Here is an 18140-nt window from a genome sequence, read left to right on the forward strand (position 1 = left end):
CATTGAGGTCGGGGTTCTCTGCGACGATATCAAGAACGTGTTGTAGACGTCAGTCATCCTCTTCGTCATCTTCTGATGGGTCGTTGAGTATATCATGCAGATCGCCCATGTGGGTGTGGATCCTCTTGAACACCTCTTCGGCTGCCTCAACGAACTCGACTATCGTGTCGTCGGTGATACCGACATCGACGGTCTTCGAGTCTCCAATGAAGCGTACCGTCTTCACGTCCTCGGCATCGTCGTAGATCTCGATGTCACGTACGTAATGGACCCGCTCGTCAGGTTCGGTTGTGGCCATATCGTGTCCGTAGCCCGGCGCCTTGGTAAAGTTTCGGTGACGGTGAAAAGGTGATGTTTAGATAAGGGTTCCTAGAAATGAGCGACGCCCGCATCCGTAGCTGCCCCCGGCGAAAAGAGCGAAGCATCTCACCGAACCCCGACAAAGTAACACGGAACCAGGAACAGGAGCGAAAGCGCAGCGAGTCGCAGGAGCCGAGACTGCCGAGGGCTTTCAGCTGTTTCCGACTACTCCTCTATCGAATATTGCTTCTCTGAACACTACCGGCGGTAACCTGAGGGGCTTGTACTGTCACGTCTTCGACGAGCTATCGCCGGCCGGCGACTCGCCCGCTGGCGGTCGTACGGGCAACCCTTTTGCGTGCCGGACGGGATACACCGTGTATGACCGAGGAGCGAGCCGCGGCACGGGATTCCACCGACGAGGGAACCGAGACGGGCACGGATCCCTCCGCCGCGAGCGACGACCCGGGCGAGGAACCTGCCGCTGACGAGTCCCCCATCGACGACGCGGCCGGCAACGACGCGGCCGGCGACGACGCCGTCGACGAGGCCCCCACCGACGAGGCCCCCGACCAATCCGCCGAGAGCGACGTCCCCCGAGACGTCCGGAAGTACGAGCGGTTCCAGAAGATGGACGGGGCCCAGTACGACCGCGTCAACGAGTTCCTCCGCGACCGGACGTACGTCACGGCCCGCGAGTGGGCCATCGCGCGGCTCTGTGCCGACTTCCGGACGGAAACCGGCGTGGAGATGACGAAGATCGGCGAGAACCTCCCCGAACTCATCCCGTTCATGACGGACACCTACTCGCCGCAGGCGGTCAACCAGGCGCGCCACTCCTTCGAGGAGAAGGTGACGAAGGCGGGCGCGACCTTCCTCTACGGCGCGATGTGCGGGTTCTTCACCGCCGAGGACCTCGACGAGACGATGTACGAGGTCACGGAGATCGCGAAGTTCCTCCTCGAGGTCGAGGGTGTCGACCTCGACGTCGAGGACGAGCTCGAGGCGGAGGAGCGCATCTCCAGCGTGATGCGCGAGGTCCGCGAGTCGAGCCAGGAGCTCCGCGGCGAGGAGGTCCAGTGTCCGGAATGCGGCCACGTCCACGAGCCGGTCGAGGACTGACCACGCCGATACGCCCAGCCACAGGGCTGGAACCGCCAGTTTCTCACCAGGTTTGTCACGTGGGGAAGTGTTTTCCCTCGGCGTTGGCATGCTTCGATGACTCCTGTGATGGTCACCGAACGGACGCAGAGCCTCGGCGGCCTGGTGCTCATCTGCGGGCTGAGTGCGGGATTGCTCTCGGTCCATCTGCTCCACGCCGCCGAACCCGGCGAGGGGCACCGGTCGCTAGTCCTCGGTATCCTGTTCCCGATAGCGCAGGCGACGGCGGGCCTCGCCGGCGGCGTCTGGCTCTGGCGGAGCGACCTCACCGGGACGGAAGTCGGTCGCGTCGGCAGCTGGTGTGCGTTCGGTGCCGCGGTGCTGGCAACGGGCGGGCTGCTCACCGTGCTGTACCAGCAGGCGGAGGGCGTGATGATGAGCGACTGGCGGTATATCATCGCCAACGCCGCTACCGGCGGGCTGCTCGGCGGGTTCGTCGTCGGCGTCTACGATAGCCGACAGCGCGTCGCCCGCCGGAAAGCGGCGGCAGCCGGCGAGCGCGCCGAGCGACTGAGCGACCAGCTCACGGTCCTGAACCGGGTGCTTCGTCACGACCTCCGGAACGGCGTGAACCTCGTTCAGGGGCACGCGAACCTGATCGCCGAGAACGAGCCGGCGGTCGCCGACCGTGCCGAGAAGATCGAGGCGGAGGCCCAGCGGCTCGTCGAACTCGGCGAACAGGCTCGCGAGATCGAGGCCGTCCTCCGCAGCGACGAGACCGACCGCGAGGTCGTCGACCTCGTCGCCATCGTCGACGCGGCGATCGAGCAGGTCCGGACCGCGGAGTCGGACGTCGAGTTTTCCGTCTCCCTCCCGGACCGACTTCGCATCCGGGCACACCCGCTGGTTTCCTCGGCCGTCCGGAACGTCGTCGAGAACGCGGTCGACCACTGTGACGAGCCGACGCCGCGAGTCGCCGTCGACGCCGACGCCGTCGAACGGGACGGAACGCGGTTCGTCGAACTCCGCGTCGCCGACAACGGCCCCGGCATCCCGGACGAGCAGGTGACGGTGCTGGAGCGCGGCTTCGAGACGTCGCTGGAACACGGGAGCGGCCTCGGGCTCTGGCTCGTTCACTGGCTCGTCACCGCCTCAGACGGGCACGTCCGGTTCGAGGACAACGACCCGAAAGGGAGCGTCGTCCGCCTCCAGTTCGAGGCAGTCGACGACCCGACGGCCGACTCCCGATCGGTAGCCGACTGACTGCCGCTCGCGGGACGGACGACGACTCAGTCGTTGGCCGGCGTCGCGCCGTCGCCGCCATCCGGCCCGTCTCGGAGGTCGTCGACTACTGCATCGGGCCGGTCGTGAAGTAGACGCGGTTCGCCGGCCCGAGGGGGTCGACGTCGAACGGCTCACGCTCGTCCGCCAGCCCGGTGTTGAGCCCGCGGCCGCCGGGGAGCTCCCGCAGGACATCGTCGACGCTCTCCGTCTCGGCAGTGCGCTCGGCGACGTCGACCGTGAGGAGCGGCCCCCTGTGCGTGTATCGTGGCTGAACGATCGGACGATGCGGTATAAAACGTCGGGACGGGAGCGGCCGGGCGCCGGGTCGGACCGCAGCCGACCCTTACTCCGCGGACTCGTAGATGAGCTCCACGTCGTCGGCGAAGCGCTCGAGGATGTTGCGGCGCTTCTTCTTCATCGTCGGGGTCAGCAGGTCGTTTTCCGTCGTGAACTCCTCCGGGACGAGGCGGAACTGCTTGATCCGCTCGTACTCCTCGAAGGCTTCGTTCACGGCCTCGACCTCGCGCTCGATGCGCTCGCGGACGGCGTCGTGGCGGCAGACAGCCCGGGGCTCCGGCGGGAGCTCGACCCCCTCCTCCGCGGCCCACGCGCGGATCCGGTCGAAGTTCGGGACGATGAGCGCGGAGACGAACTTGCGCCCGTCGCCGAGGACGAGACACTGCTCGACGAACTCGTTGGCGGCGAACCGGTCCTCGATGGGGCCGGGCGCGACGTTCTTGCCGGTCGAGAGCACGAGGAGCTGCTTGGTCCGCTCGTGGAAGACGAGGTAGCCGTCGGCGTCGACCTCGACGACGTCCCCGGTGCGGAACCACGGATCGCCCGCGTTCGCGCCGGTGTCGCGGACGACGGCGTCGTCGACGGCTTCGGTGAACGCGTCCGCCGTCGCCTCCGCCCGGTTCCAGTAGCCGTCGGTGACCTGCGGCCCGCGAACCAGCAGCTCGCCGACCTCGCCGTCGGCGCGCTCCCGCAGACCGTCGTCCGCGGCGCTCTTCTCGAGCGCGAGGTCCGTCTCCACGACCGGGGGGCCGATGGTGCCGACCTTCGGTGCCTCGCCGGGGTTCACGGCAACGACCGGTGACGTCTCGGTGAGCCCGTAGCCCTCCAAGATCGGGAGGTCCATCGCGTGATAGAGCGCGCACAGCTCCGCCGAGAGCGAGCCGCCCCCCGAGACGAAGTAGTCGACGTTGCCGCCGAGCGCGTCGCGCACGTTCGAGAACACGAGTGTGTCGGCGATCGACCGCTTGAGGTCGAGTACCGCGCCCGGGTCGTCCGTCTCGTAGTGCGCGCGGCCGACGTCGACGGCCCACTGGAATATCCGCTGTTTGACCGGCGAGGCGCTGGCCTGCTCGCGGATGCCGTCGTACAGCTTCTCGTAGACGCGCGGGACGCTCGTCGCCGTCGTCGGCTCGACGAGGCCGAAGTCCTCCTTCAGTGTCTCGGGGCTCTCGGCGTATGCGACGGTCGCGCCGACCGCGAACATGAGGAAGTGGCCGGCGAGCCGCTCGAAGACGTGCGAGAGCGGGAGGAACGACAGCGTCGTCGACTCGCTCGTCGTCGCCGGCACGTCCGGGCCCTTGTCCGGTCGCGGCCCGAGCCGCCGGTAACACTGGGTGAGGTTCGACCGGAAGTTGTGGTGGGTGAGCTGCACCCCCTTCGGGCGGCCCGTCGTGCCGGAGGTGTAGATGAGGCTCGCGAGGTCGTCCATCGCGGTGCCGTCGATCCACTCCTCGTAGGCGTCGGGATCGAACGCGTCGGCGCCCAGCTCGTGGACCGCCCCCAGCTCGTGGACCGTCTCGTCGACCGCGTCGCCGGCGACCTCGTCGAAGGTGACGACGGCCTCGAGGTCGTGGGGGAGGTCGCCCCGAACGTCGTCCAGCTGATCGAGGAGGTCCTGGTTCTCGGCGACGACGACCGTCGCCTCCGGGTCCGTCAGGAGGTACTCGAGCTGGTCGTCGGAGGACGACGGATAAATCGTGGTGACGGTCGCGCCCGCCGCCAGCGCCGCGAAGTCGACCTGCGCCCACTCCATCCGGGTGTGCGCGAAGATGGCGACCCGGGTCCCGCGCTCGACGCCCAGCTCCCGGAAGCCGGCCGCGAGGTTGCGGACGATCGACCGCATCTCGGCGTACGTAAGGTCGGCGTAGTCGCCGTCGGGCGCGGCGGGGACCACGTCGGCCGCGACCAGCGAGCGGCCGTATATCCCGCCCTTGTACTGCTGGGCCACCTCGGCGGCGTTGCGCTCGGCGCTCCGCTCGAACGTTCGCGGGATCGGCTCGCTCGTCGTCAGTTCGTCGTCGAGGTCGCGCTCGGCCGCCTGCCAGTTCATGACGCTCCAGTTTCCGCGCCAGCAAATAAACTATGGGGTCGCTGGAAGTTCACGGAGCACGGAACACGAGCGTCGAACTGCCGCCCGAGGGAGCGCCGCGCGCTATTCGGCTTTCTCGTCGAGATAGCGCAGGACGCCGCGCGTGTTGAGACGGGCGTCGGCGCGGGCGCGTTCCCGGTTCCAGAACTCGGCGGCCTCGGTCGTCTCGACGAAGTGCTCGATGACGGCGTCGTCGTCCGCGAGCTCAGCGCGCTTCTGGCGGACCGCCTCGACCCACTCGACGTAGCCGCGCTTCATCTCCTCGATGAGCGACGGCTCGAACTCGCGCGGGCCGAAGTGCGGGTAACAGAGCACCTCGGGATCGAGGGCAGCGATGGTCGAGGCGTCGTCGAGGCACTGGTCGAGGTCGAACTGCGGCGGCGGCGAGGTCGGGCGCACGCTGTCGATCTCGGGGACGTAGATCCCGGCGGCGTCCGCGACGAACACCACGCCTTCGTCGGCCTCGTGGAAGACCGTCTGGTGCGGGGCGTGGCCCGGGGCCTCGATGACGTCCAGCTCGCGGTCGCCGAGATCGAGCGTCTCGCCGCCGGAGAGGCCCTCGATGCGCTCTTCCGGCACCGGCTTTGGCTCGACGTAGTGGCGCCACTGGTCGCCGACGGCGTTCTTCGTTCCCTCGACGAGCCGGTCCGGGGAGACGAGGTGGCGCACGCCGCGGTCGTGGATGCGCACCTCGGCGTTCGGGTACTTCTCGGCGAAGTAGCCCGCGCCGCCCGCGTGGTCGAGATGAGCGTGCGTCGGCAGGAGCCAGTCGAGCTCGTCCTCGTCGATGCCGATCTCCGCGATGCTCTCGAAGATCGCCTCCCGGTTCGTCCCGATTCCCGTATCGATCACGGCCGGATTCGGCGTGTCGTAGATGTACACCGCCCCGTATCCCTGCGTGTCGTACATCCCTGTGTCGTGTACGTACAGGTCCGACGCGCCGCGAACCGGCTCGAAGTCACCGACGTCCATACGGGGACGTGCGGCCGGGGGATGGGTTAACCGTTCGGTGCCGGCAGCGATTATTTTTGATCGTTGTTTCGGGTGTCGACGCTGGTTCCGTAGTCAGGCTCGGTTTCGTGGACGTCGCGGCCGCCTCCACTCGATGCGTTCGATAAGCCGCAGCCGCACACCGGCCGCGCTTATAAACGAGTTCGGATATCGTCGCTCACGTCACCACTCAGCACGTCCAGAAAGCTCCAGCCGGCGAGCGGTCGCTTTTATAAATGGATCTGATTGTCGCTACTTGCGACACCACTCGGCACACGTAGAAAGCCCCAGCCACTGAGCGGTCGCGCTGCTCGCTGCGCTCCTCACCCGGCTCGCTCCCTTCGGTCGCTCACCGGGTTGTGGTGCTAGCTTCGCAGGGCTTCCCGCTCAGCGGCTGCCCCTTTCAGTCCCACCCACAGAGTGGTTGACGGGCGTCGCGGCCGGCGGTTGCCGGGCTGTCGCGGCGGGGTTGCGGTGGCGCGCGCGAGCAACGCGTGCGAGGGAGGGCGGGGCGCGCCGAGCGGTGTTGTCCCGGCGCGCCCCGGCCGAGGCTGGGGAGGGGCGAGGCTTGCGGTTGCTGTGCGGTGCTGTTGCGGTGGCGGTTGCTGGGCCGTGCTGTCCTGGTGGACTGAAAGGGCGATGGCCGGTCGCGCCGGAGGGGAGTCGCTGAGACAGGCACTATCCGCGGCGGGCGGTGCGGAGAGCCGCGGATATCCTGCTCAGCGACCGCGAGCGGCCGAGGGCTTTCTGGGTGTTTGCGGTGCTGTCGAGAGCAAGCACGTATCACCTGCCCAAACCTGCGCATAGCGAGCGGCCGAGGGCTTTCGAGGAGTCTGCGGTGCTGCCGAGAGCAAGACCGTATCACCTGCCCAAACCTGGGCATAACGAGCGGTCGAGGACTTTCTCGGTGTCGTAATCGAGACCAGCTTCGTCCTCACCTGCATGGCCCATTTATAAACAAAATCCACCTATCACTATTGAGGACTCTGTCCCGTTCCGAAACCAGCGACGACGCCCGGGTACCCTGTTAAAAACGAGACCGACAAATCAGACCGTTTCCATCTCCGCTTCCAGCTCGCGCAGCTTCTCGATGCGCTTGTCCATCGGCGGGTGCGTGGAAGCGAGCTTGCCGATGAGGCCGGAGCGGATCGGGATGATGAAGAACGCGTTCATCTCGGCCTGGTCGCGCAGGTCCTCCTTCGGCACGTTGTCCATTCGGCGGTCGATGCGCATCAGCGCGGAGGCGAGCGCGCTCGGGTTGCCGGTGATCGACGCGGCGCCGCGGTCGGCGGCGTACTCCCGGTAGCGCGAGAGGGCGCGGATCAGCAGGAACGAGACCACCCAGACGACCAGCGAGACGACGATGGCGACCCAGACGGGCGGGGAGTTGCGGTCGTCGCCGGCGAAGAGCCAGCCCCAGCGCACGACGAAGAACGCGATGGTCGAGAGGAACGAGGCGATGGTCATCACCATCACGTCCCGGTTCTTCACGTGCGCGAGCTCGTGGGCGAGGACGCCCTCGAGCTCCTCGTCGGAGAGCGTGCGCTGGAGGCCGCTGGTCACGCAGACAGTCGCGTTCTTTTGGTTGCGCCCGGTCGCGAAGGCGTTGGGCACCTGCGAGTCGGCGACCGCGACGGTCGGCTTCGGCAGGTCGGCCTGCTGGCTCAGGCGCTCGATCTTCCGGTGCAGCTCCGGCTCCTCGTCCGGGGCCACCTTCCTGGCGCCCATGCTCCGCAGCGCGAGCTTGTCGCTGAAGAAGTACTGGACCAGCGAGAACCCGCCCATCAGGACGAGCACGGTGAGCATGCCGGCGTCGTAGAAGCTGACCAGCGCGCCGACGAACGCCAGGTAGAGGCCGAATAGCAGGAACATCGTGAACGCCATGCGCCCACGGAGTCCCCAGTCCGTGCTCCATTGCATGGACGTCCGTAGCCGCCCAGTCGGGTAAAACCTGCCGGACGTGACGGTGACGGGGGAAAGCCGTGGACCCGCAGCGATCGCCCGCCGTCAGTCGTGATACGTCGGCGCCGCGGCCTCGACGACCGCCGTCGCCAGCGCGTCGAACGTCGCCTCGTCGGGGACGACGTCGACGTCGATGCCGTGGGACTCGGCCGTCTCCCGCGTCGGATCGCCGATGACGCCGACGACGGCGTCGTTCAGCCCGGCAATCGCCGCCTCGCGCTCGCCGCGCTCCGCCGCGAGGTCGAGGAAGTTCTCGACCGTGAGCGAGGAGGTGAACGCCGCGGCCTCCAGCTCGCCGGCGACGGCGCGGTCGACGGACTCGCCGGCCTCCGGGGGCGTGACGAGCTCGTACAGCACCGTCTCGTTGACCTCGGCGCCGGCCTCGCGGAGCCCGTCGAGCAGCACGTCGCTGCCGTGGTCCGAGCGCGCGACCTCGACAGTCGCGCCGCCGACCGCCTCGCGCAGAGTCTCGACCAGCCCCGCGGAGGTGTACTCCTCGGGTACCACGTCGACCGTCCAGCCAACCTCGCGGGCGACCTCGGCGGTCGCCGGGCCGATGGTCGCCAGCGTCGCGTCGCCGGGCGTCCAGCCGGCCTCGGCGGCGAGCTCGACGCCGGTTTTGCTCGTGAGGATCACGTAGTCGGACCCCGATTCGGGCGTCGCTCCCGTCGGCTCGACGGCGAGCATCGGGTCCGGCACCGGCTCCGCGCCGAGCGACTCCAGCAGCTCGACCGCCGACTCGAGGCGTTCGTCGTCGGGGCGGAAGACGGCGACGCGCACCTCGCGGCTCATTCGTCGGCCTCCGGACTGGCGGATCCGTCAGCGGGCACCGCCCCCGAGTTCTCCAGCACGTCGACGACGGCGTCCCGCGTCGCCGCCACCTCGCCGATGACGGTGATCGCGGGCGGGCTGATCTCCTGCTCGTCGCGCACGTCGACGATGGTCTCGAGCGTGCCGGTCGCGACCTGCATGTCGGGCCAGGTCGCGCGCTCGACGAGGGCGACGGGCGTGTCGCCGGGCTTGCCGGCCTCGCGGAGGGCCGTCGTGTAGTCCGGGAGCCTCCCGACGCCCATCAGGACGACGATGGTGCCGCCGGTCGCGGCCAGCGCCTCCCAGTCGACCGCGCTGTCCGCCTTGGTCGGGTCCTCGTGGCCCGTGACGAACGAGACGGAGGAGGCGTGGTCGCGGTGCGTGACCGGGATGCCGACGACACCGGGGCCACCGATTGCGCTCGTGACGCCCGGGACGACCTCGAAGGGCACGTCGTGGGCGGCGAGGTACTCGGCCTCCTCGCCGCCGCGGCCGAAGACGAAGGGGTCGCCGCCCTTCAGCCGGACGACGGTGTTGCCCTCGCGGGCGAGCTCGACGAGCCGGGCGTTCGTCTCCGACTGCGGCGTGCGCTCGCCACCGGCGCGCTTGCCCACGTCCTCCCGCTTCTCCTCGGGGATCCGGCCGAGGATCTCCGGACCGGGGAGCTTGTCGTGGAGGACCACGTCGGCCGATTCGATCAGGTCCTGGGCCTTGACGGTCAGGAGGTCGGGGTCGCCCGGGCCGGAGCCGACGAGGTAGACCTTCCCCTCGGCGAGGTCGGCCTCGTCGTCAGTCGTGGAGGCGGTGTCGTCCGTGGAGGCGGTGTCGTCCGTGGAGGCGGTGTCGTCTGCGGAGGCGGCGTCGTCTGCGGAGGCGGTGTCGTCGGCCGCGGGTGCGTCGTTACTCATCGTCGTCGGTGGCGACCGCGACGTCCTCGATCTCTTCGTCCTCCTCGCGTCGGGCCTCCTGGATCAGCTCCTTCGCGCCGCGGTCGGCGAGGTCGGCGGCGAACGCCTTCGCCTCGCTGGCGTAGCGTTCGGCATCGAGGTCGCGGGTGTCCGCGACCTCTTCCGTGCCGTCCTGGGAGAGCACGCGCACGCTCGTGTGGACGTACTGGCCCTGCACCATCGCGTGGATGCCGATAGGGGCGACGCAGCCGCCGCCCAGCTCCGAGAGAATGGTGCGCTCGACGGTCGTCTCGACGCGGGTCCGGGGGTGGTCCAGCGCGCGCCGGACCGTCTCGACGACGTCCGGGTCGCTCGCGGTGACCGCGATGGCGCCCTGGCCCGCCGCGGGGACGAACTCCTCGCGGGGGAGCTGCTGGGTCTCGAGGTCGTAGAAGAGGTCCGAGCGCCGGAGGCCGGCCTCCGCGAGCACGAGGGCGTCGTACTCGACGTCGACCTCGCGCTCCATCGCGCTGCGTTCGAGGTCCGACAGCGAGTCGAACCACTCGTCGACGCTCAGCTCGAACTCGTCCTCGGCATCCTCGTCGTCGCCCTCCTCCTCGTCCGTCCCCTCCTCAACGACGCGGTCGTCGTCGGAGGCGATCAGCCGCTCCTCGTGTTCCGCCTGGAGCCCCGGGGCGAGCAGCTTCTCGATGCGGGTGTCGACGTTGCCGCGGACCGGTTCGACCTCGAGGTCCGGGCGCGCGGCGAGGATCTGGGCCGTGCGGCGGAGCGACGCGGTGCCCACGGTCGAGCCCGGCGGGAGGTCCTCCAGGGCCGTACCGTCGGGCGTCACGAGCACGTCGCCCGCGGCGGCTCGCTCGGGGACGGCGGCGACGACGAGGTCGTCGGCGTCCTCGGTCGGGACGTCCTTCAGCGAGTGGACGGCGAGGTCGGCGTCGCCGTCCATGACCTCCTCGTCGAGCGCGCGCACGAACGCGCCCGTTTTCCCGAGCCGGTGGATCAGCTCGTCTGGGATCTGGTCGCCTCGCGTCTCGACTTCCCGAACCTCCACGTCGCGGCGGCGGCCGGAAAGCGCCTCGCGCACGGTCGCGGCCTGCCGAAGGGCCAGGTCGGAGCCGCGCGTGGCGAGCCGGAGCGTCTCTGTCATACTCGAATCGTGGACGCCCGCACTCAAAAGGACACCAGTTTGCCGATTCGACGGCTCTCGGCCGGTACCGGCGAATACCACTCAGTTGAGCAACCATTCGAGGGAAAGAAACTTCAACCGAAGCGTTCTCGCTCGTACGCAATGGGGGATTGGGCCAGTGACCTTGGACTGCTCTCGATCGCGGCTCTCGGAACGGTCCTCGGACTGATCCACCTCCACCACCTGCTAGCGTTCGACGCCGCCTCCTTCTGGCTCCTCGAGGCCGTGCTCCCGCTGGCGCTCGCAATCGGCCTCATCGCGGGGTCGGCCTGGCTCACCCGCGAGAACTTCACGCGGCGCGAGACGGCCCGCGTCCTCCTGTGGATCGCCGTCGGCTGCCTCGGCTTGCTCGTCACCATGACCTGGTCGCTCGCGCACGGGATAACGTCGGACCAGCCGGTCGAGCACTTCTGGTACCTCGTCGCCGACAACGTCACCGCCGGCGCCATCGTCGGGCTGGTGCTTGGCGCCTACGACGTCGAGGGCGACCGGCGGACCGAGGCCTACGAGACCGCGAGCCACCGGCTCCAGCGCGAGCGGAACCGGTTCGCGACGCTGTTCGAGAACGTGCCGAGCCCGACCGTCTACTACGAGCTCGTCGACGGCGACCCGGTCGTCGTCGAGGCCAACCCGGCGTTCGAGTCGAAGTTCGGCTACGACGCGGACGCCATCGTCGGCGAGTCCGTCGACGACCTGATCGTCCCGCCCGACCTGCGCGAGGAGGCCGACGAGCTGAACGAGCGAGTCGGCGTGGAGGACCTTCAGGTCGAGGTGACCCGCTCGACCGTCGACGGGCGGGGCGATTTCCTGCTGTACACCGTCCCGCTCTCCGCCGAGGAGCACCGCGGGTTCGCCACCTACGTCGACCTCACCGAGCAGAAACGCCGGGAACAGCGCCTGAGCGTCCTCAACCGCGTCCTCCGGCACGACCTCCGGAACGCGATGAACGTCGTCGTCGGCCACGCCGACACCCTCGCGGCCGGCGACGAGGACCCGGAGACGGCCGCCGACGCGATCCGGGCTCGCGCCGAGGAGCTGCTCGAGAAGAGCCGGAAGGCCCGGATCGTCGAGCGCGTCCTCGACGCCGACGCGAGCCACGACCGCCCGGTCGACCTGACGGAACTCGTGGCTCGACGGATCGAACGGGCCCGGAAGCGGCACCCCGAACTGGACGTCGACCCGGCGCTGCCGGACGACCCCGTCTGGGCCAGCGCGAACGACCTCCTCGGCGTCGCCGTCGACAACCTGCTCGAGAACGCGGCGTCCCACGGCGGCGAGGACCCGAGAGCCGGGGTGTCGGTCGAGCCCGACGACCCGCCCACCCTCCGCGTCTACGACAACGGTCCCGGGATCCCCGAGACGGAGATCGACGTCCTCAGACGCGAGCGGGAGACGCAACTGGAGCACACGAGCGGCCTCGGCCTCTGGCTGGTCGCCTGGATCGCCCGCGATGCCGGCGGCGAGATCGACATTCGGAACCACGACAACGGCGCCGAGGTGACGATCACGTTGCCGGCCACCGAGCCGCCGAGTGACGTCGACGGCGAATAGCTGGGCTTTGGCGTGAGATCGGTGGATGCCATACTCTGCTTAAAAACCGGATTCGTAGGCGCTGCTGCCTTCGACCACTCCGCGGACGTTTGGAAAGCCCTCGGCCGCTCTTTATAAGCGGGTTTGGGTAGAGGATACGGTCTTGCTCTTTACAGCACCGCAAACGCCCAGAAAGCCCTCGGCCGCTCGCGGTCGCTCCGCGACATATCTGAACCTCTCAGCACCGCCCGGTTCAGATAGGGGTCGTCGGAGCGACTCCGTTACACCGCGACCGGCCGTCGCCCTTTCAGTCCCCCAGGTCCGCGACAGGGACAGCCACCGCGACCGCGACCACGACCGCGACCCCAACAGCGACCCCAACAGCGACCGCAATACCTCAGCCCTCCCCAGCCTCGGCCGGGGCGCGCCGGGACTGCACAGCTCGGCGCGCCCCGCCCTCCCTCGCACGCGTTGCTCGCGCGCGCGCCACCGCAACCCCGCCGCGACAGCCCGGCAACCGCCGGCCGCGACGCCCGTCAACCACTCTGTGGGTGGGACTGAAAGGGGCAGCCGCTGAGCGGGACGCCCTGCGAAGTTAGCACCGCAATCCCGGCGAGCGACCGAAGGGAGCGAGCCGGGTGAGGAGCGCAGCGAGCAGCGCGAGCGCTCAGCGGCTGGGGCTTTCTGGGTGTGCCGAGTGGTATTTGTAGCCACGATGGCCAATCTTGCTTATAAGTGCGAGTATTCAGCGTCTGGCGCTTTCTGGGCATGCTGAGTGGTGTCATTCGCGCCGCTAACCGGGTTTGTTTATAAGTGTGACCGCCTCAGCGACCGGGGCTTTCACGATCGCGAAGTGGCGTCGCCGGCGACGGTAGCCGAGGCCTCTTATAAACCACCCAAGCCAGCGGCCCACGTTCGCGGCGTCCTCACGTCGAACACCACAGCTCACTCCAAACAACCGCACCGCTTATTCACCCACCTCGATAAACACGCGTCGAGATGGACCCGCTGCACGCGCGCTACCCGTTCTTCCAGGACGCCCGCGAGGCCGTCGCGGAGGCCGACGTCTCCCTGCCGGCCCTCGTCGCGGCCGACGCGCCGGCCGTCGAGCGCGGCCGCGAGCGTGTCGAGCGCGCGCTGATGGAGGGGACCGTCGCCTCCGAGTCGCCCGAGGAGTACGACGCGAGCGCGGAGCTGCTCTCGTACCCCATCGCCCGCATCCTCGTCTCCCTGCTCGACTCGACGGCGGCCGTCGAGAAGTACGCGACTGCGGAGGCCGCCACCGCCGCCGAACGCTTCGCCGAGGACTTCGAACGCGACGACGAACTCCAGTCCGTATCGACGCCCAGCGTCGACTTCGAGGACGTGCTCGCCGAGTTCGACCTCGCGGACGCCGTGCGCGCGGAGGACGTCTCCGGCGCCCGCGAACCGGACTGGTACTGGCTCCGCGTTGGCCCGTACCTCGAGCTCGCCTCGGCGGACTGGGGCGAGCGCTGGCGGCTGGTCAACCGCGAACTCGCGGCCGGGGAGGTCCGGATCCCGCGGGCGGACCTCTTCCGAATTCTGGAGGCCGCCGTCCGGTCGCGCGTGCTGGAGGGGCTCCCCTTCGAGCTCGAGGAGGACGAGGGACTCGCCGCCGAGCTGGAGTCGCAGGTCGCTGACCTGAAGCGGCTCCTCTCGGAGCGGACCCGCGTCGGCCAGATCGACGTCGTCGTCCCCGAGCTGTTCCCGCCCTGCATGGTGAACCTCATCGAGAAGGCCGAGCGCGGGACGGCGCTGTCGCATCCGGAGAGCTTCGCGCTGATGGCGTTCCTCACCGGTATCGGCATGGAGCCGGACGAGGTCGTCGCCTTCTGCGCGGACACGAGCCTCGACGCCGAGGGGATCCGCTACCAGACGGAGTACCTCCGCGACGACCGCGGGACACAGTACCCGCCGCCGACCTGTGAGACGCTGTCTGCCTACGGCATCTGCCACAACGAGGAGGAGCACTGGAAGGTGGCCGCGGACCCCCTCGCGTACTACGAAACCCGGCTGGAGGACGCCGGCGACGACGTCGTCGGGTGGCGCGAACGCGCGGCTGAATAACGCCGCTTCGGGACGAACGCAGAAAGCGTCGACGTCCGCGTCTCGGTCGTTCTACTCCTCGCCCGCCTGCACCAGATACGCGCCGACGAGCGCCATCAGGACCACGAACCCGGCGAGCAGGCCGACGAGCGCGAGGCCGCCGGCCGCCGGCAGCGCCGTTCCCGTTCCGTACTTGACGCCGATGACCACCAGTCCGGCGAGAAACACCGCGGCCGCGAGAAGTGAGACGAGTATCTGCCGACGAAGCTCCGCGTCGATGTCCATGTCGTCGAAGTCCGGCATCCCGCTAAAAAAGGACTTCGAAACCCCGACCGCCCCTCCGCATCGCCGGATCCCCGCTGCCACCGTCGCTCGCGGCCGGAATCGACGACTCCACCTTCCGTCTCCGACCCGGTATTTAAATATCTCTGGCTCCTCTTTCCACATGAAACGAGGGTGTGCCCCCTCGACCCGTATATGACGCATACCAGTAACACAGCCGCGTCATCCGCCGCATCTCGTCCGACCCCGTCCGGTTCAGCTGGAGAGTCGCCGGAGACGCGCGGTGACCGCGCCCGTACCGAGGAGATGACCGTCCGCCCGCTGCGCGACCGGCGCTACGTCGTCGAGACCGACGGCGGCACCTACGTCGTTGCGCTTGCGGCCGGCACCTGTACCTGCCCGGACCACGCGATCCGCGGCGCTCGCTGCAAGCACCTGCGCCGCGTCGCCATCGACGTAACCGAGGGGGAGCTGCCCGCCCCTGACGAGCGCGTCGGCATCTGCGCCGTCTGCGGCTCGGAGACGTTCGTCCCCGTCGAGCAGTCCGGGTCGCAGCTCTGTGCGACCCACCAGCCGGAGGTCGGTACCGTCGTCCGCGACCGCGAGACCGGACAGCTCGTCGTCGTGACCGAGGTGACGAGCGTCCGCGCCGACGCGTACGACACCGGCGAGGGGCGCGCGGTCGACGAGTACGCGACGAACGCCGACTACGGCGCCCACGAGCCCGTCGTCGAGGCCGTCTACGTCGACTCGCTCAGCCCGAGTCGGGACCTGGCCGACGCGAAGCGATACGGCTTCCCGGCTTCGCGGCTTCGCGAGGTCGATCCGGAAGCAACGGCGGACTCGCCTGAGGGCGTCGCTGTCGATGAGGAAGCGTAGCGTCGAATTCGGCCGCGACGGTTTATAAGTCGTCGAGCGTCGTGCGGCTGCTCTCCCCGACGAACTCCGCGAAGTCAGTCCCCTCCGCGAGCGCTTTCTCCTTTTTAACGCGATAGGAGCCCGCGTCCGTCGTGTAGAGGTCTCCGGGGTGGAAGAAGTACCAGTCCTCGCGGTCGAAGCGGACGCCGATGCGAGCCTTGGCGCCGAAGTTCTGCGCGAAGAACAGCAGCGCCTCGACCTCCTCGCCCGAGAGGTAGATCGGGTCGCCCGAGCTCGACTTCGCCTCGATCGCGTAGAACCGCTCGCCGTCGCCGGCGAGCACGTCCGGCAGCTCCCGCTCGGTCGCGCTCCCGCTGGCGGGGGCCCGCATCACGGCGAACCCCGCCTCGTCGAGCTCGTTCACCAGCTCGCGCTCGCGGCGGTCGCCCTTGCGGTTAGCGGACATCGTCGCCCTCGTGCATAGCTGCTGGTTCCGGACACGCGCACAAAAGCCCCTCGCCTGTGGTCGATTTTCACACCTGGCGACGGGGGAGGCACCCGAGAGCGGCAACCGGGGATGGGTCGGGCTGCTCAGGCCCCGGCGCCGTTGCCGTCGTCGTCGTTCGGGCCGAAGACGAGCGTCCCCGCCCCGATGAGGACGAAGATGAGGCCGAGGAGGATCCAGCCGAGGAGAATCGTCCCGTCGTTGAACAGGAAGTTCGCCGCGGCGAAGCCGAAGCTCGCGATGCCGGCCGCGAAGAGGTAAATCTCGGAGCGCATGGCTACGGGGTGTACGTGCGGGGTTTTCAAACTACCTTTTCACGGGGGGTGTGACCGGTTCTCGCGGGCTGCCCGCGAGGTGGACCGGCGGGAAACAGGCACGAATCGCCGGTATCAGGTCCCGTGCTGCCAGCTTTCGAGGTACTCGCGCTGGTCCTCGGTGAGGGTGTCGTGTTCGACGCCCTCGGCGGCGAGCTTGATCTCGGCGACCTCGCGGTCGAGGTCGTCCGGCACGTCGTGGACGCCGGCGGCGTACTCGTCGCCGTTCTCCACGAGCTCGCGGACGCCGACCGCCTGGATGCCGAAGCTCTGGTCCATCACTTCGACCGGGTGGCCGAGCGCGATAGGTGCCGCGAGGTTGACGAGGCGACCCTCCGCGAGGACGTTGAGCTTGCGCCCGTCGGCGAGTTCGTACGCCCGGACGCCGTCGCGGGCCTCGAACTCCTTCACGGCGAGCTCCGAGAGGTCCTCCTTGTTGATCTCGACGTCGAAGTGGCCCGCGTTCGCCAGCAGCGCGCCGTCCTTCATGACCTCGAAGTGCTCCTTCGTGATGACGTCCCGGTTACCCGTCGTCGTGATGAAGACGTCGCCTTGCTTGGCCGCTTCGTCCATCGGCATCACGTCGTAGCCCTCCATGTGGGCCTCGAGCGCGCGCCGGGGCTCGACCTCGGTGACGATGACGTTCGCGTTCTGGCCGGACGCCTTCTTCGCGACGCCCTTGCCGCAGTAGCCGTAGCCGCCGACGACGACGTCCTTGCCCGCAAAGGAGAGGTTCGTCGTCATGGCGATGGTCGCCAGCGACGACTCGCCGGTGCCGTGAACGTTGTCGAACAGGCGCTTCATCGGCGTGTCGTTGACGGCGAAGACGGGGTACTCCAGCTCGCCGTCGGCGTCCATCGCGCGGAGACGGTGGACCCCGGTCGTCGTCTCCTCGCAGCCCCCGATGATCGAGTCGATGAGTTCGGGGTACTCCTCGTGGACGACCTTGATCATGTCCATCCCGTCGTCGACCGTGATCGTCGGGTCGTGGGCGATGACGGAGTCGATGGCGGCGTAGTAGTCCTCGTCGTCGACGCCGCGGACGGCGTAGGAGGTGATGTTCTCGTGGGCGTCCAGCGCGGCGGAAACGTCGTCGTGGGTCGACAGCGGGTTACACCCGGTGATCGCGACCTCGGCGCCGCCGTCGGCCAGCAGCTCGACCAGGTTCGCGGTCTTCGCCTCGACGTGCATCGCCATCGCGATCGTCTGGCCCGCCAGCGGCTGCTCGGCCGTGAACGACTCCCGCAGGTGCTGGAGGATGGGCATGTGCTGGAGCGCCCAGTCCATCTTCCGGCGACCCTCCTCGCGCTTCGCGTCGACGCCCGCCAGGTGTTCGGTAACCGGCGGATAGCTCGCACTCATGGCAGGAAGTTACCGGAGCGTCTTCAAAACGGTACCGACACGCCGCCCCGAATCGGCACGGAATCGGGACGCGTCGATCGCGCTCCCCGTCGTGGCTGGCCAACGACCGGTCGCCCGCAGTAGTACGGCGCTCGCCCCCTACTTGCCAGTAGGGAACGTGGAATACGGGAGAAGAAAACGGGCCGGAAGCCGGCCCGCACCGACTGCCCGGCGACGCCGCGGGATCGGGTGCCCCGGTCCAACGGGGCGTGGGTGGTGGGTGGTGGGTGTGGGTGGTGTGGGTGATGTGGGTGAC

Annotated in this window: 16 protein-coding genes and 1 pseudogene; 5 read left to right on the forward strand and 12 right to left on the reverse strand. The window is 68.7% G+C overall.

Translation table 11 applies throughout. From position 1 onward, the window contains the following. Nucleotides 1-49: 49 nt before the first annotated feature. On the reverse strand, nt 50-298 hold the full coding sequence (locus ACQE3M_RS00440) for a hypothetical protein (protein ID WP_430503493.1): 249 nt from the start codon (nt 296-298) through the stop codon (nt 50-52). 383 nt (nt 299-681) lie between these two features. Here ACQE3M_RS00440 and ACQE3M_RS00445 point away from each other — a divergent pair, with 383 nt between their 5' ends. Together ACQE3M_RS00445 and ACQE3M_RS00450 are read left to right on the forward strand one after the other, a co-directional pair. Further along, nucleotides 682-1422 carry a DUF5806 family protein gene (locus tag ACQE3M_RS00445; RefSeq protein ID WP_430503494.1) on the forward strand — a complete coding sequence of 247 codons (741 nt, stop codon included), beginning with the start codon at nt 682-684 and terminating at the stop codon, nt 1420-1422. 108 nt (nt 1423-1530) lie between these two features. Then, nucleotides 1531-2664, forward strand: coding sequence for a sensor histidine kinase (locus tag ACQE3M_RS00450; RefSeq protein WP_430503495.1), 1134 nt, complete (start codon nt 1531-1533; stop codon nt 2662-2664). Between the two features lie 85 nt (nt 2665-2749). On the opposite strand, the gene ACQE3M_RS00455 is transcribed toward ACQE3M_RS00450, so the two are convergent. The 7 genes from ACQE3M_RS00455 to hemC all read right to left on the reverse strand — a co-directional run bounded on the left by ACQE3M_RS00455 (nt 2750) and on the right by hemC (nt 10888). Continuing rightward, nucleotides 2750-2977, reverse strand: coding sequence for an aldehyde ferredoxin oxidoreductase N-terminal domain-containing protein (locus ACQE3M_RS00455; protein WP_430504026.1), 228 nt, complete (start codon nt 2975-2977; stop codon nt 2750-2752). A 51-nt stretch (nt 2978-3028) separates the two neighbouring features. Then, on the reverse strand, nt 3029-5032 hold the full coding sequence (locus tag ACQE3M_RS00460; protein WP_430503496.1) for an AMP-dependent synthetase/ligase: 2004 nt from the start codon (nt 5030-5032) through the stop codon (nt 3029-3031). Between the two features lie 102 nt (nt 5033-5134). Next, on the reverse strand, nt 5135-6043 hold the full coding sequence (locus ACQE3M_RS00465; RefSeq protein ID WP_430503497.1) for an MBL fold metallo-hydrolase: 909 nt from the start codon (nt 6041-6043) through the stop codon (nt 5135-5137). A 1065-nt stretch (nt 6044-7108) separates the two neighbouring features. Then, complete coding sequence (gene htpX, locus ACQE3M_RS00470; protein ID WP_430503498.1) at nt 7109-7981, reverse strand: zinc metalloprotease HtpX; 873 nt, start codon at nt 7979-7981, stop codon at nt 7109-7111. A gap of 87 nt (nt 7982-8068) precedes the next feature. Next, complete coding sequence (locus ACQE3M_RS00475) at nt 8069-8815, reverse strand: uroporphyrinogen-III synthase (protein ID WP_430503499.1); 747 nt, start codon at nt 8813-8815, stop codon at nt 8069-8071. After that, nucleotides 8812-9741: a uroporphyrinogen-III C-methyltransferase gene (gene cobA / locus ACQE3M_RS00480; RefSeq protein ID WP_430503500.1), complete on the reverse strand. Its 930-nt coding sequence runs from the start codon at nt 9739-9741 to the stop codon at nt 8812-8814. The genes ACQE3M_RS00475 and cobA overlap by 4 nt, the downstream gene beginning before the upstream one ends. Continuing rightward, a complete protein-coding gene (gene hemC, locus ACQE3M_RS00485; protein WP_430503501.1) occupies nt 9734-10888 on the reverse strand; it encodes a hydroxymethylbilane synthase in 1155 nt (384 codons plus the stop codon). Before hemC ends, cobA begins: the two co-directional genes overlap by 8 nt. Before the next feature lie 141 nt (nt 10889-11029). Here hemC and ACQE3M_RS00490 point away from each other — a divergent pair, with 141 nt between their 5' ends. Both ACQE3M_RS00490 and ACQE3M_RS00495 read left to right on the forward strand, forming a co-directional pair. After that, nucleotides 11030-12478, forward strand: coding sequence for a sensor histidine kinase (locus tag ACQE3M_RS00490; RefSeq protein ID WP_430503502.1), 1449 nt, complete (start codon nt 11030-11032; stop codon nt 12476-12478). A 978-nt stretch (nt 12479-13456) separates the two neighbouring features. Beyond that, nucleotides 13457-14545, forward strand: coding sequence for a DNA primase (locus ACQE3M_RS00495; protein ID WP_430503503.1), 1089 nt, complete (start codon nt 13457-13459; stop codon nt 14543-14545). Between the two features lie 51 nt (nt 14546-14596). Here ACQE3M_RS00495 and ACQE3M_RS00500 read toward each other — a convergent pair whose 3' ends face one another. After that, the gene (locus tag ACQE3M_RS00500) at nt 14597-14809 is read right to left on the reverse strand and encodes a DUF7472 family protein (protein WP_430503504.1); all 213 of its coding nucleotides are present in this window, start codon (nt 14807-14809) and stop codon (nt 14597-14599) included. Between the two features lie 303 nt (nt 14810-15112). On the opposite strand from ACQE3M_RS00500, the gene ACQE3M_RS00505 reads away from it, so the two are divergent. After that, nucleotides 15113-15685 carry an SWIM zinc finger family protein gene (locus ACQE3M_RS00505; RefSeq protein WP_430503505.1) on the forward strand — a complete coding sequence of 191 codons (573 nt, stop codon included), beginning with the start codon at nt 15113-15115 and terminating at the stop codon, nt 15683-15685. Between the two features lie 25 nt (nt 15686-15710). Here the strand turns inward: ACQE3M_RS00505 and hjc are convergent. The 3 genes and pseudogenes from hjc to ACQE3M_RS00520 all read right to left on the reverse strand — a co-directional run. Further along, nucleotides 15711-16130, reverse strand: a pseudogene (hjc, locus tag ACQE3M_RS00510) (Holliday junction resolvase Hjc); the annotation flags it as partial. 125 nt (nt 16131-16255) lie between these two features. Continuing rightward, the gene (locus ACQE3M_RS00515; protein ID WP_430503506.1) at nt 16256-16444 is read right to left on the reverse strand and encodes a hypothetical protein; all 189 of its coding nucleotides are present in this window, start codon (nt 16442-16444) and stop codon (nt 16256-16258) included. A gap of 114 nt (nt 16445-16558) precedes the next feature. Further along, the gene (locus tag ACQE3M_RS00520; protein WP_430503507.1) at nt 16559-17845 is read right to left on the reverse strand and encodes an adenosylhomocysteinase; all 1287 of its coding nucleotides are present in this window, start codon (nt 17843-17845) and stop codon (nt 16559-16561) included. Nucleotides 17846-18140: the final 295 nt, after the last annotated feature.

Origin of the sequence: Halosubterraneus shenae (assembly GCF_050510935.1) — an archaeon.
Taxonomy (GTDB): domain Archaea; phylum Halobacteriota; class Halobacteria; order Halobacteriales; family Haloferacaceae; genus JBDGPU01.